This is a genomic window from Streptomyces roseolus (assembly GCF_014649855.1).
Lineage (GTDB): Bacteria > Actinomycetota > Actinomycetes > Streptomycetales > Streptomycetaceae > Streptomyces > Streptomyces roseolus.
The window spans coordinates 12,467-26,605 of record NZ_BMTV01000023.1 but is presented as its reverse complement, the minus strand read 5'-3'; the positions used below and the strand labels follow the sequence as shown (position 1 = coordinate 26,605).

The 14,139-nt window shown below is 73.1% G+C and carries 11 protein-coding genes; all 11 read left to right on the top strand.

The features are described 5' to 3' along the window. Nucleotides 1-38: 38 nt before the first annotated feature. The 11 genes from IE245_RS25520 (at nucleotide 39) to IE245_RS25470 (ending at nucleotide 14,138) form a co-directional block, all read left to right on the top strand. Nucleotides 39-764 (top strand): alpha/beta fold hydrolase, encoded by a 726-nt coding sequence (locus IE245_RS25520; RefSeq protein ID WP_189951569.1) that lies wholly within the window; start codon nucleotides 39-41, stop codon nucleotides 762-764. 104 nt (nucleotides 765-868) lie between these two features. After that, nucleotides 869-2,200 (top strand): ABC transporter substrate-binding protein, encoded by a 1,332-nt coding sequence (locus IE245_RS25515; protein WP_189951567.1) that lies wholly within the window; start codon nucleotides 869-871, stop codon nucleotides 2,198-2,200. Then, entirely contained in the window at nucleotides 2,200-3,165 is a 966-nt protein-coding gene (locus IE245_RS25510; protein ID WP_189951565.1) for a carbohydrate ABC transporter permease, read from the top strand. The genes IE245_RS25515 and IE245_RS25510 overlap by 1 nt, the downstream gene beginning before the upstream one ends. Continuing rightward, nucleotides 3,162-4,049 (top strand): carbohydrate ABC transporter permease, encoded by an 888-nt coding sequence (locus IE245_RS25505; protein ID WP_189951564.1) that lies wholly within the window; start codon nucleotides 3,162-3,164, stop codon nucleotides 4,047-4,049. The genes IE245_RS25510 and IE245_RS25505 overlap by 4 nt, the downstream gene beginning before the upstream one ends. Further along, entirely contained in the window at nucleotides 4,046-6,802 is a 2,757-nt protein-coding gene (locus IE245_RS25500) for a helix-turn-helix transcriptional regulator (RefSeq protein ID WP_189951561.1), read from the top strand. Before IE245_RS25505 ends, IE245_RS25500 begins: the two co-directional genes overlap by 4 nt. Before the next feature lie 135 nt (nucleotides 6,803-6,937). Next, nucleotides 6,938-7,774 carry an alpha/beta fold hydrolase gene (locus IE245_RS25495; RefSeq protein WP_189951559.1) on the top strand — a complete coding sequence of 279 codons (837 nt, stop codon included), beginning with the start codon at nucleotides 6,938-6,940 and terminating at the stop codon, nucleotides 7,772-7,774. A 10-nt stretch (nucleotides 7,775-7,784) separates the two neighbouring features. Continuing rightward, nucleotides 7,785-7,919 (top strand): hypothetical protein, encoded by a 135-nt coding sequence (locus IE245_RS37790; RefSeq protein ID WP_268256588.1) that lies wholly within the window; start codon nucleotides 7,785-7,787, stop codon nucleotides 7,917-7,919. A gap of 60 nt (nucleotides 7,920-7,979) precedes the next feature. Next, on the top strand, nucleotides 7,980-10,814 hold the full coding sequence (locus IE245_RS25485; protein ID WP_189951557.1) for a helix-turn-helix transcriptional regulator: 2,835 nt from the start codon (nucleotides 7,980-7,982) through the stop codon (nucleotides 10,812-10,814). Between the two features lie 136 nt (nucleotides 10,815-10,950). Further along, a complete protein-coding gene (locus IE245_RS25480; RefSeq protein ID WP_189951555.1) occupies nucleotides 10,951-12,198 on the top strand; it encodes a PucR family transcriptional regulator in 1,248 nt (415 codons plus the stop codon). A gap of 139 nt (nucleotides 12,199-12,337) precedes the next feature. Next, nucleotides 12,338-13,189 carry an alpha/beta fold hydrolase gene (locus IE245_RS25475; RefSeq protein ID WP_189951553.1) on the top strand — a complete coding sequence of 284 codons (852 nt, stop codon included), beginning with the start codon at nucleotides 12,338-12,340 and terminating at the stop codon, nucleotides 13,187-13,189. A gap of 40 nt (nucleotides 13,190-13,229) precedes the next feature. Next, nucleotides 13,230-14,138, top strand: coding sequence for a helix-turn-helix domain-containing protein (locus IE245_RS25470; RefSeq protein ID WP_189951551.1), 909 nt, complete (start codon nucleotides 13,230-13,232; stop codon nucleotides 14,136-14,138). Nucleotide 14,139: the final 1 nt, after the last annotated feature.

The following is a 14,139-nucleotide window of genomic DNA, read 5'->3' as shown; positions in this document are numbered from 1 at the left end:
ACCACCGCCTTCCCCCGCACGCACCGAGGAGCTCCCCCGTGCCCCGACACGCCCGCCCCACCGTCGTCCTGGTCCACGGCGCCTTCGCCGACGCCTCCGGCTTCGCCCGCGTCATCCCCGAACTGACCGCCGCCGGCCTGGACGTGGTGGCTCCGGCGGTGCCCAACCGCGGCCTCGTCGACGACGCCGCGTACGTCGCCTCGGTGGTCCGTGCCGTCGAAGGCCCCGTGATCCTGGTGGGGCACTCCTACGGCGGCGCCGTGATCACCCTCGCCGGTGCGGAGGACAACGTCCGCGCCCTGGTGTACCTCGCGGGATACGCGCTGGAGGAGGGCGAGAGCCTGGGCGAGCTCCAGGGCCGCTTCCCCGATTCCGGTCTCGCCGACGCGCTCGTCCACACGCCGTTCCCGGTGCCCGGCTCCGACGAGACCGGCACCGACGTCTCGGTGGCCGTCGACCGGTTCCCCGCGCTGTTCGCGGCGGACGTCGACCCCCGCCTCGCCGCGGTGCTCGCCGTCTCCCAGCGCCCCCTGGCCGCACGGGCCTTCTCGGAGCCGGCACCGGTCGCCGCGTGGAGGACCAAGCCCTCATGGGGCCTGGTCGCCTCCTCCGACCGCACGATCAACCCCGATGTGGAGCGGTACGGGTACGAGCGGGCCGGCATGACCACCGTCGAGGTCGACTCCTCCCACCTGGTCATGCTCGCCCGGCCCGAGGCCGTGGCGGAGCTGATCCTGGACGCGGCCCGGTCCACGGGGCACTGATCCGACGCGTGAACATCGAACGATTGGTCTCTGTCGTTCGAACGCGGTAGCTTTCCGGAACGCCCGTCGAGAACGCGCGGCGGGCGATCGGAGGAAGCACACCCATGTGGTCCGGCGCGAGGCTCGCGCTCGCCGTCATCACCCTCGCCGTCACCGCCACCGCCTGCGGCACCCCGCAGGGCAGCGGTTCGCGGTCGCGCACCACCGCGGACTGCGCACCGTACGCCCGGTACGGCGAGCACCCCGGCACCGAGGTCACCGTCTACGCGGAGAACCGGGACCGGGAGGCCGACCTGTTCGAAGAGACCTGGGCGGACTTCGCGCACTGCACCGGAATCGACGTCCGGTACGAGGGGGACGGGGAGTTCGAGGCGCAGATCCAGGTCCGGGTCGACGGCGGGAACGCGCCCGACGTGGCGTTCTTCCCCCAGCCCGGGCTCATGGAACGCTTCGCGCGGACGGGGAAGCTGAAGCCCGTGAGCGCCGGGGTCGCGGCCCTCGCGAAGCAGGGCTGGTCGGCGGACTGGAACAGCTACGCGACCGTGGACGGCACCCTCTACGGAACGCCGCTCGTCTCGAACGTGAAGTCGTTCGTCTGGTACTCCCCGACGTTCTTCCGCGACAAGGGACTGAGCGTTCCCCGCACCTGGACCGAGCTGATGGCCGTGACCGAGAAGGTCGCGGCGTCGGGCGTCAAGCCGTGGTGCGCGGGCATCGAGTCCGCCGAGGCGACCGGCTGGCCCGTGACGGACTGGATCGAGGACGTCCTGCTGCGCCAGCAGGGCACGGACGTCTACGACCAGTGGGTCGCCCACGAGATCGCGTTCGACGACCCGCGGGTGATCAAGGCCATGGACACCGTGGGGTCCGTCCTCAAGAACGACCGGTACGCCAACGGCGGTTTCGGTCCGGCCCGGTCGATGGCGTCGATCTCCTTCCAGGAGGCCGGCACACCGATCCTCTCCGGCGACTGCGCGATGCACCGTCAGGCCTCGTTCTACGCCGACATGTGGCCGAAGGGCACCGGGATCGGACCGGACAAGGACGTCTACGCCTTCCTCCTGCCGGGTGCCGACCCGGCGAACCGCCCCGTACTGGGCGGCGGAGTGTTCACCGCGGCGTTCGCCGACCGCCCCGAGGTGCGGGCGTTCCAGGAGTACCTGGCCTCCGCGGACTTCGCGAGGGCGCGGATGAGGAAGGGCCCGTTCGTCTCGGCGAACAGGGGGGTGGACCCGGCGGACGCCGCGACCCCGGTCGACAGGCTCTCGATCCAGCTGCTCCAGGACCCCAGGACGCAGTTCAGGTTCGACGGTTCGGACCTGATGCCGGCGTCGGTCGGCGCCGGGACGTTCTGGAAGGGAGCCGTCGACTGGATCGGCGGCGCGAGCACCCGGCAGGTGGCCGACTCCATCGAACGGTCCTGGCCGGGCCCCTGATGCCGTTCGACGTCGTCGCCCAGCAGCCCAAGCTGCTGTACCTGCTCCAGGGCGTCGCCGCCTTCGCGGCGGTCGTCTCCCTGATCCTCCTCGCACTGCACCGGGGGCCGGTACGGCGGAGGGCCGCCGCCCTGGTCCTGCTGGCCCCCGCGCTGCTGCTGCTCACGATCGGTCTTCTCGTGCCCGGTCTGCGCACCCTGGCGCTGTCGTTCACCGACCGCGGAGGAGACACGTGGGCCGGCTTCGACAACCACGTGTGGATGCTCACCGACCACCGGGCGCTGGTGGCACTGCGCAACACCCTGGCGTGGGTGGTCCTCGTGCCGCTGGCGTCCACCGCGGTCGGCCTGCTCTACGCGGCGGCCGTCGCACGGTCGCGGTTCCGAGCGTTCGCGCTGTCCCTGGTCCTGACGCCGATGGCGATCTCCTTCGTCGGCGCGGGTGTCGTCTGGAAGTTCGTCTACGCCTACCGTCCCCCGGAAGCCGGACAGATCGGACTGCTGAACCGGCTCGTCGTCGCGTTCGGAGGCGAACCGAGGCAGTGGCTCGTGGACTCCCCCTGGAACGTCCTGTTCCTCATCGTGGCGATGGTGTGGACCCAGGCGGGCTTCGCGGCCGTCCTGCTGACCGGCGCGATCAGGGCCGTTCCCGCGGAGCTGACCGAGGCGGCCCGGCTCGACGGCGCGTCCCCCGGGCAGATCTTCCGGCGGATCACCGTGCCGTCGATCAGGCCCACGCTGCTCGTCGTGCTCCTCGCCCAGGCGGTCGGCACCTTCAAGGCCTTCGACATCGTCAAGACCATGACCGGCGGACAGTTCGGCACGGGCGTCCTCGCCCACGAGATGTACGACCAGGCCTTCCGCTACGGCGAGACGGGCCGCGGGGCGGCGCTCGCCGTGCTCCTCTTCCTCCTCGTCACCCCCTTCGTCGCCCACCGGCTCCGGGCGCAGCGGAGGACGGGGTGAACGGCGTCCGGGAGCGTCTGGCCTCCCGCGCCTTCACGTCGATCGCCGTGGTGATCGCGCTCCTCTGGACGACCCCGACCCTCGGCCTCCTGCTCTCCTCGTTCCGCCCCGAGGAGGAGATCAAGACGACGGGCTGGTGGACCGTGTTCGGTACGCCGCGCTTCACGCTCGACAACTACGGAGAGGTGCTCTCCGGCGGCGGTCACGGGTCGGGGCGGCTCACGGAGCACTTCGTCAACTCCGTCGTCATCACCGTTCCCTCGGTGCTGTTCCCGCTCGTCCTGGCCTTCTTCGCGGCGTACGCCCTCGCCTGGATCGACTTCAGGGGGCGCGACGCGCTCGTCGTCGGCGTCTTCGCGCTCCAGGTCGTGCCGCTCCAGATGGCGCTCGTCCCCCTCCTGAAGCTCTTCTCCCAGGGCTGGCTGTTCCTGCCCGCGTGGCACCTCACCGGTCCCGCGCGGTTCGGCCAGGTCTGGTTCGCCCACACGGTCTTCGCGCTGCCGTTCGCGGTGTTCCTCCTGCACAACTTCCTGGCGGCGCTGCCCCGGGACCTGATCGAGGCCGCCCGCGTCGACGGCGCGTCGCACGGGACGCTGCTGCTCCGGATCGTGCTGCCGCTGGCCCGTCCGGCCCTGGCCGGCTTCGCCGTCATCCAGTTCGTCTGGGTGTGGAACGACCTCCTCGTGGCACTGACACTGTCCGGCGGAACGGCCGAGACCGCGCCGATGACGGTCAGACTGGCGAGCCTTGCCGGAACCTACGGCAACGAGTGGCAGCGGCTCACCGCGGGAGCCTTCGTGGCCGCGCTCGTCCCGCTGCTCGTCTTCCTCTCCCTCCAGCGGCACTTCGCACGGGGACTGCTCGCCGGATCGGTCAAGGGATGAGCCCCGGCCGGCCCGAGGAACGAGGCGTGGCGACCAGGCTCAGCCGGCCCGGACTGCGGGGCCGCGAAGCCGAGCTGGAACAGCTGCGCGCCTTGGTCGCGGCGGTGCGCGACGGCGAGGGAGGAGCGATCGCGCTGCTCCTCGGCGAGCCCGGGATCGGGAAGACCGCGCTGCTGCGGGAGGCCGTCTCGCTCGCACGGGCCCGCGGATTCGTCGTCAGCCATGGACGCGCCGAGGAACTGCACGAACTGGCACCGCTCGCCTCCCTGGCCTCGGGCCTCCTGCACGGTGACCCGCCGCTGCTCTCCGGCGCGGACTTCGCGGACCTCGCCGGCCACCACGACCAGCGCATCTGGCTCGTCGAGCGACTGGCCCAGCTGATCGAGGAACGCTCGGCGGGCAGGCCCGTGCTGATCGCGGTCGACGACGTCCAATGGGCCGATCCGCTGAGCCGTTTCGCCCTGAGCGTCCTGCCGGCACGGCTGATCGGCTCCCCGGTCCTCTGGCTGCTCACGAGCAGGGAGAACCCGGAGCCGTACGGGCAGGGGCCGCTGACGACGACCCTCCCCCTGCGGCCGCTGTCCGAGACGGCCCTGGCCGAGCTGGCCCGCGACGTCCTCGGCGGGGACGTGCCGCCGCAGGTCGAGGAGCTCCTCGACGGGGCGGGCGGCAACCCCTTCCTCGCGGCCGAGATGCTCTCGGGCATCGCGGCGACGGGCGCGGACGGGCCGGAACCGCCCGAGCGGCTGGTCCTCGGCGTACGCGGCCGACTGGCCGACCTCAGCCCGGACACCCTGCACCTCCTGCGGATCGGCTCGGTCCTCGGCCGCGCGTTCTCGCTCGCCGACGCGGCCGCTCTGTGCGGCCGGCCCGCCTCCGGACTGAGCGCCGAAGTGGACGAGGCGATCGCCGCCGCCCTCCTCCACGACGACGGCGAACGCCTCCTGTTCCGCCACGACCTGCTCCGCCAGGCGGTCTACGCCGACCTCGCCCCCTCCGTACGCCGGGCACTGCACCGGGAGGCGGCGAGCCGGCTCGTCGCGGCGGGCCGCGGCTCCGGCGACGCGGTCCCGCACCTGCTGAAGAGCGCCGAACCCGGCGACACGGAGGCGATCGCACTGCTCGGCACAGCCGCCGATGACGTGATCGCCGTGATGCCCGATCTCGCCGCCGACCTGGCCGTACGCGCCCTGGAACTCGTACCGCCCCGTGCGCCCCTGGCGTACGACGTGGGGGAGCGCGCCATCGTCGCGCTGACCCGCGCGGGCCGGTACACGCAGGCACGGGACACCGGCGACGCGCTGCTCGCCCGGCGGCCGCCCCTGGACGTCTTCGCCCGTCTGCAGTGCGTCCTCGGCGACACGCTCTGGCACCTCGACGACGTCCACGAGCTGACCCGCCGCACGACGACGGCGCTGGCAGCCGTCACCGACCCGGCGGTCCGCGCCCGGCTGACCGCCCGGCACGCCCTGGCCCGGTCCCGCGGGAGCGACCTCGGGGCCGCTCGGGAGACCGGCGAACGGGCGCTCGCCGAGGCGGAGCGAGCAGGGGACCGGGAGGCCCGCGTCCTCGCGCTGTGGGGTCTCGGCGAGATCGCCCTCAACGCGGGCGACTGCGCCGCGGCCGTCGCGCACCACACCGCGCTGAGCGTGTTCGACCCGGCCTTCCTCCCCGAGGAGGCCATCGCCCTGATCCACATGGACGACTTCGACGCCGTACGGCGACTGCTCCGGACGGCGGGCGACCTCCCCCTGCGCCCCGCCATGCTCATCTGGGCCCAGGGAACCCTCGACATGGGGCTCGGGCGGCTCGACGACGCGGACGCCGACTTCGTCACCGCCGAGCGCCTCGAAGCGGACCTCCACGTGCCCGGCAACCTGGTCAACATCCGCGTCAACCGCGGCCTCCTCGCGATGCTGCGCGGCGACCGCGAGGCCGCGCGGGAACACCTGGACGTCGTGCGGGCGACCGTGGCCGACCGGCCGAACACGGGCAACCACGCCACGCACCGGTACTTCGAGGCCGTCGTCGCCGACGCCGACGGCGACCACGCGGCAGCGGCCGAACTCGTCCGGGCGGTGCAGCGCGACCACCCCTTCCTCCGGTGGCGGCTCCTGCGACCGCACGTCGTCCAGGCCGTGCGGATCGCCCTGCACGGCGGCGACCGGAAACTCGCCGAGGACCTCGCGGCCCAGGCCGCCGCACACGCCGCCCGCAACCCCGCCGTGCCGACCGCCCAGGGGACGGCCGCCCACGCGTACGGCCTGGTGAACGCCGACCACGGACTCCTGGAGCGGGCGGTGGACATCCTCCTCGACGGCCCCCGGCCACTGCCCCTCGCCGCCGCGTCCGCCGACCTCGGGCGCGCGCTCCTGACCTCGGGCGACGCCGCCGCGGCAGCCGCCCTGACCAGGGCACGCGACATCTACGCCCGGGCGGGGGCCGACGCCGAGGCCGACCGGGTCCGGGCCGACCTGGAACGGGCCACGAGCCGCCCCGGCCGGCGCACCGGACGCCTCCGGCCGCGTACCGACCAGGGCTGGGCCGCGCTCACGGCCTCGGAACGCAAGGTGGCCCGGCTGATCGCCGCGGGTCACACCAACCGGTCGGCCGCGGAGGCCCTCGTCGTCTCCCCGCACACGGTCAACACCCATCTGGCGTCGATCTTCCGAAAGCTCTCGGTGCGATCCAGGGTCCACCTGGCCCGGATCGTCCTCACGGAGGACGACGCCGGACCGGCCGTCGACGACTGAGCGCGACCTCTGCGCCCCTGTGCAAGGTGTGGTGCGCGGTACGGCAACAGGAGACGCGCGACCGGTCCTAGCGTGACGGGCACACCGCGCCGCTCCGACGCGCGGACCGGCCGACCCGAAACGAGGAGACATCCCATGCCGTACATCACCGTGGGCCAGGAGAACACCGACCCCGTCGAGCTCTACTTCGAGGACCAGGGAGACGGGCAGCCCGTCGTCCTCATCCACGGCTTCCCGCTCGACGGCCACTCCTGGGAGCGCCAGAGCGCCGCTCTGCTCGACGCCGGCTACCGGGTGATCACGTACGACCGCCGCGGCTTCGGACAGTCCTCCCAGCCGACCACCGGCTACGACTACGACACCTTCGCCGCCGACCTGAACACCGTGATGGAGACCCTCGACCTGAAGGACGCCGTCCTCGTCGGCTTCTCCATGGGCACCGGCGAAGTCGCCCGTTACGTCGCCACGTACGGCTCCGGCCGCGTCGCCAAGGTCGCCTTCCTGGCCTCCCTGGAGCCCTGCCTGCTCAAGAGCGACGACAACCCGGACGGCGTCGCCCCGAAGGAGTTCTTCGACGGCGTCGTGGCCGCCGTCAAGGCCGACCGGTACGCCTACTACACGGCCTTCTTCAACGACTTCTACAACCTCGACGAGAACCTGGGCAGCCGCATCAGCGAGGAGGCCGTCCGCAACAGCTGGAACACCGCGGCCCGCGGCGGCTCCTTCGCCGCCTCCGCCGCGCCGGCGACCTGGTACACCGATTTCCGCGCCGACATCCCCGCCGTCGACGTGCCGGCGCTGATCCTGCACGGTACCGCCGACCGCATCCTGCCGGCCGAGGGCACCGCGCGCCCCTTCCACAAGGCGCTCCCGTCGGCCGACTACGTCGAGATCGAGGGCGCCCCGCACGGTCTGCTGTGGACCCACGCCGAGGAGGTCAACACCGCCCTCCTCGCCTTCCTGGCGAAGTGACACCGCACCGTTGACCGGGCCGGGTGACGCCGGAGCCCCGGCGTCACCCGGCCCGGTCTTCAGGGCGGCCCGCCCGGTCGGGGAGGAGCCCGAGGACGACGTCACCGTCCTCGAACGGCAACTCGCCGACCCGCGCTTCGACTGAGACGGGCCCCCGGGCCGGGCGTCGCCGGGGCGGCGCACATGGTTCATACTGATCCGCCGTATGAGCGTGAACCGAGTGACGACGAGGACCGGGCCCGAGGAGCTGGACGGCGTACGGACACCCCTCCGGGGCAGGGAAGCCGAACTGGCGTTCATCGAGGAGCGGCTCGACGCGCTCGGCCGCGGCGAGGGCGGGATCGTCCGCGTCGAGGGCCCCGCCGGAATCGGAAGGTCCAGGATCCTCGCGGAGGCCGCGGCGGCCGCGAGGCGGCGCGGGACGCGGGTGTTCGAGGGAGCGGCGGACCCCGACGAACGGTTCGTGCCGCTCGGCCCGCTCCTCGAAGGCGTACTCTCCGGCGAGGAACCCCTGTCGGGCGCCCCACGTCTCCGGGACCTCGCCACGACACCCGGCCAGCGGTTCTGGCTGCTTCAGGAGCTGGGGGACCGCCTGCGGGAGGCGGCCCGGAACGGACCCCTGCTCGTCGTCCTCGACGACCTCCAGTGGTGCGACGACCTGACCCTTCTCACGTTCCACACGCTCGCGGCGGGGCTCTCGTCGCACCCGATCCTGTGGCTGGTCGCCGTGCGCGCCGGCAGCGTGCCGTCCGGAGTGCGCACCACCCTGGGCAGGATCCGTCAGGCGGGCGCACACGAGCTGGTCCTCGAAGCGCTGGAGGACCGTGCGATCGCCCGGATCACCGAGGACGCCCTCGGCGCTCCTCCCGACCCGGACGTCCTCCGCCTCGCCCACCGCGCCGAGGGGGTGCCGCAGCTGCTGGTCGAGCTGCTCGGCTCGCTGCGGGAGGAGGGGGTGACGATCGAGAACGGCACGGCGAGGCTGCCGGCCGGCCCCCCGGCCCCGCGGGAACTCCCCTCCGTCGTGCGCCGACTCGACCAGCTGTCCGACGAGGCACGGGAGCTGGTGCGGACGGCGGCCGCCGTGGGCGGCACGGTCACCGTCGCGCTCCTCGCCGAACTGCTCGGCAGATCCTCGGCGGCGCTCATCACAGCCGTACGGGAATCCCTCGACGCCGATCTGCTCGCCGAGAGCGGCGATCGCCTCGCCTTCCGCCACGACCTGATCCGCGAGGCGGTGGAAGCCGGCCTCCCCCTGCCCCTGCGCCGGGCCCTGCGCCGACAGGCCGCCGGGCTGCCGCCGGGGAGAGCACCGGCTGACGCCGCGGAGGCCGAGAGGGCGGCGCCGGGGGACGCCGCAGTCGCCGACCGGCTGCGTACCGAAGCGGCGGAACTCGCGGCCACCGCCCCCGGACCCGCCGCGGAGCGCAGCCTCGAGGCCCTGGAACTCACCAGGGCGGACGCTCCGGAGCGGCCGCGGATCATCGCCGAGACGATCCCGCTGCTCTGGCAGACGGGCCGGGCCGCCCAGGCGCGTGAGCTGGGCACCTCCGCCCTGGCGGCCGGCGGTCTCGGCCCCGAGGACGAGGCGCTCGTACGCCTCGCCCTGGCACGCCTCGCCGTACCGTTCGACTTCTCCGAAGCGGTCCGGCAGGCCCGCGCCGGGGCGGCACTGCCCGGGATCTCCGTGGCCGCGAGGGGGCGCTTGCTCGCCGTGCTCGCCGTCGGCCTGTCGATGTCGGGCGAGCACGCGGCGGCCGAACAGGTCGCCGCGGAGGCGTGGGAGACCGCGGCGGCGGCGGGGGACCGCACCGCCGAGGCCACCCTGACGACGGTCCGCTCGGCCGTGAGTTTCCACCGCATGGACCTGACCGAGGCGTTCCGGCAGGCCGAGCGGTCCGCCGCGCTGGCCGACGCCCTGGGCGTCAGCACCTCGCTGTGGGTCCCGGAGGCCTTGTGGCACGCCCTCCTGTCGAACACCACCGGACGCACCGCGGAGGCGCTGGCCGTCGCGGAGGAGGGCATCCGGATCACCCGCGAGCAGGGCCGGACGGCCGCCACCCGCATGTGGCTCATGACCCGCACCCGCATCCTCCTGGAGACCGGACGGCTGTCGGACGCCCGGGCCGACGCCGAGGCCGCGTCCCCCACGGCCGACGATCCCGGCCCGGGCAACCTCGCCGACGTCACGCTCCGGTACGTGATGCTGCGCGTCGCCCTCCACACCGGCGACCGGCGGACCGCGGAAGCGTACGCGGCGCAGGCGAGGCGCATGCGGAGCGACGGCGCCCCCGTCGTCCGGCACTTCGGCTCCTGGATGCTGGCACTGATGGCCGACTTCGAAGGCCGGCCCGGCCGCGCCATGACCGAACTCGACGGGGTGATGACGTCACCCGCCGCGGACCGGCCCGCCTACGCCGGCCTGATCGACCCTGCCGACGCCCCGGTGCTCGTCCGCATGGCGTTGCGCGCGGGCAGGCACGAACGGGCCGTGCAGACGGTCGCCATGGCGGAGAAGCGAGCCGCGCTCAATCCCGGCCTCCCGTTCCTCGCCGCCACCGCCGCGCACGCCCGGGGACTCCTCGACAACGACCTCGCCCCTCTCGTACGCGCCGTCCGGCTGTACGAGGACTGCCCTCGCGTACTGGCCCGGGCATCGGCCCTGGAGGACGCCGGCCGCAAGGTGGCGGCCACCCGCACGCCGGAAGCGGTCCCGTACTTCGAGACGGCCCTCGCGCTCTATGCGCGGGCGGGAGCCGAAAGGGACGTCGCGCGGGTGCGCCGACGCCTGCGGGCCGCCGGTGTCCGCCGCCGGCCCTCGACGACCGGACTCTCCGGTGCCTGGCCCGAGTTGACGGCGGCGGAGCTGCGGACAGTCCGGCTCGTGGCCCGAGGGCTGACCAACCGGCAGGCGGCCGAGCAGCTCTCCCTCTCGCCGCACACGGTGGGCTCGCACCTGCGCCGGGCCTTCACCAAGCTGGACGTCACCTCGCGTGCGGAGCTGACCCGGCTGGTCAGGCTCCGTGACAGCGGAGAGTAGTCGCTTCGTATCCCCCGCGCGCGTCACGGCAATGGACGATTCATGCGATGTGCCGGCGTCGTCGTTTCCTCAGACTGATCAAGAACCGCGGGAGGGAGAAACCCGCGGGGACAGGTGAGCGAGAGAGGAACCACGCATGACCGGAAGGCTCCAGCGAGCCCGCCCCGGCAGCCCCGAGCTCCAGGCACTCGTCGACGAGCTCGCGGAGCGGCTCGGCCGGTCCGTCGCCGTCGACGACCCGCTGGTCCGCATGGTCTGCACGAGCCGCCACTTCGGCGACGAGGACCCGGTGCGCATCGGCACCCTGCTGCAGGGCCGTGCCGACAACGCGGCCATCCGCTACGTACTCGCCCAGGGCGTGACCCGGTGGTCCAGGCCCGGGTTCATCGACGGCCGTGACGATCTCGGACTGCTGCCCCGTTACGTCGTGCCGCTGCGCGAGCGGGGGCACCTCCTCGGGCTGCTCGTGGTGGTCGTGCCCGAGAAGAAGCTGGCGGAGGAGGAGACCGCCGCCGTCGCCCGGGCCGCGGAGGCCATGGCGGCCCAGATCCACGGAGAGCGCATCGCCGCCGACACCCGGAAGACCGACGAGCGGGACCTGGCCCTCGCGCTCGTCGGCGCCGACGTCGCCGCACGCACCACCGCGCGTCGCCACGGCGAGGAGCTCGGTCTGCTCGGGGCGGCGGAACACGTCCTGGTCACCGTCGTCCGGCTCGGCTGCGGGACGGAGCCCGTGCGGCAGTCCGAGGCGGCCTTGTGGGCGGCGTTGGAGGGGTTCCGGCAGACGCGCTCCGCCCAGGGCCTCATCGCGATCGGCAGGGAGCGGGCGATGCTGCTCCAGCTCCGCGGCCGGTCGCCCGGCGCGGATGAGATCGCCGCCCAGTCCGCCCGCATCCTCGACGAACTCCGCACCTTCCTGGACCCGTCGGCGGACCCCGTGATCGGCGTCGGCGGCCGGCACCCCGGCCTGGACGGCGCCCGGACGTCGTACGAGCAGGCGCTCGTGGCGGCCCGCGCGGCACGCCGACTGCCCTCCCTGAGGGGCATCGGTGACTGGGAGCTGCTCGGGGAGCTCGCCGTGCTGCTCCAGCTCCCCGAGCACGCCCTGAACGCGTCGCTGATCCCGAAGCCGCTCCGCACCCTGAGCGAGGCTCATGGCGGCGACCGCCTGCGGGACACCCTGCGCTGCTTCCTCGCGCACGCGGGATCGATTCCCAGGACCGCGGACGCGCTGGGAATCCACCGCACGTCGCTCTACTACCGCCTGCGCCAGATCCAGGAGGTGACCGGACTCGACCTCGACGACGGCGCCCACCGGCTCACCCTGCACCTCGGCCTCAGGATCGGGGAACTCCTCGCTCCGGGCGCCGGCGGAGTCCGGTGACCCCGGACCCGCCTTCGACAAAGCGATGAGGACCCACGGTCCGATTCCTACAGCTCGCGGTGGTGCGGGCGACGGGCCCCATTTGATGATGTTCGGGACGGGCGGGGAGGGCGTACCGCCTCTGACCAGGGAAGAGGACATGGAGCAGCTGATCACGACGGACGGTGCGCGGCTCGCGTACCAGGACACCGGCGGCGAGGGAGTCCCGCTGGTGATGCTCCACGGCTGGGGCCAGACGCAGGCGATGTTCCGCCACCAGACCGAGGGACTCGCGCCCGGCCGCCGCGTCGTCACCGTCGACCTCCGCGGCCACGGGAAGTCCGGCAAGCCGCGTCACGGCTACCGCATCGCCCGGCTCTCCCGCGACGTGCTCGAACTCGTCGACCATCTCGGTCTCGACCGTTTCGACGCGCTGGGCTGGTCCATGGGCGTCTCGGTGTGGTGGAGCTTCGTCGACCAGTACGGGACCGGACGGATCCGGCGCTTCGTCGCAGTCGACCAGCCCGCGGCGGTCGCCGCCGTGCCCTGGACGACCGAGCGGGAACAGCGGGACTCCGGTGCCCTCTTCGACGTGTCCGGACTGCTGTACCTGGGTGCGGCCCTCGCGGGGCCGGAGGGCGACACGGTCCGCGCCGACTTCGTGCGCGGCATGTTCTCCGGCGAGCCCGATCCCGAGGTGCTGGCCTTCGTCGCCGAGGAGATCAGGTCGACGCCCGCCCACGCGGGCGTCCCGCTGCTCTTCGACCACTGCGCGCAGGACTGGCGCGACGTGCTTCCCCGGATCGACGTGCCGACCCTGGTGATCGGCTGTGAGGGAAGCCATGTGCACCCCGATTCCCAGCGTTTCGTCGCCGAGCGGATTCCCGGCGCACGCCTGCACGTCTTCCCGTCCGACGTGGCGAGTTCGCACTTCCCCTTCCTGGAGAACCCGCCGGCCTTCAACGCCGTGGTGGAGAAGTTCCTGGCCGAGGCGCTGCCGAGAGGGGCGTGACCCGCTCTCCGCCTGCACGAACCCACGGCTAGGAACCACCATGACCCTCACACTGATGTCACGCGCGCCCGAACGGGTGCCCCGGCAGGCGCCCGATCCGGCCCCGTCCTCCTCCCGCTCGGGGTGGCTGGTCCAGATGCTCTCCGGGATGCCGGACACGGACGACCTCAACCACGTCTACCTCGGCGTCCATGTCCGTGGGGCCGTCACCGTCGTCCGCGAGCGTGCCAAGGTCCTGCTGGAGCCGGGCGACCTGGTCTTCTGCGACCCGGCCCGACGGCACCTGCTGCGGTTCGGCGAGGACTGCCAGATGATCTTCTTCCGGGTGCCCCGCTGCTATCCGGGCGTCCCGGAGCCGGAACTGGACCGGGTGCTCGGCGTCCCCGTACGCGGCGGGGAGGGCATCGGGGCGCTGGCGTCCGCATTCCTGACCGCGCTCGCCGCAGAGGCGGAGTTCCGCCGGTCCACGATCGGGGACCGGCGCGCCCGCACGGCCGTACACCTCCTCTCCGTCCTGGTCATGGAGCTCCTCGAAGCGGACACGACGGACGCCGCCGACGACGCGTCCGGACCCGGCAACGAGATGCTGTCCCGCATCCACGCCCACATCGAAGAACACCTGAGGGACCCGGACCTCTCACCGGAGTCGATCGCCCGTGCCCACCACATCTCCGTCCGGTACCTGCAGAAGCTGTTCCAGAGCGACGGCAGCACGGTCAGCCAGTGGGTGCGGCAGCGCAGGCTCGAGTCCTGCCGGTTCGAGCTGGGCCGCTCCACCCGCGGGGCCACGATGGCCGCGATGGCGCACCGCTGGGGCTTCAGCAGCCCCTCGCACTTCAGCCGCACGTTCCGCGGGGCCTACGGCATGAGCCCCAGCGCATGGCAGGCGCTGGCGACCTCGGCCTTCGCGCCGATGACCGACGACACCCAGGACGAGCGAAGGCGCTGAG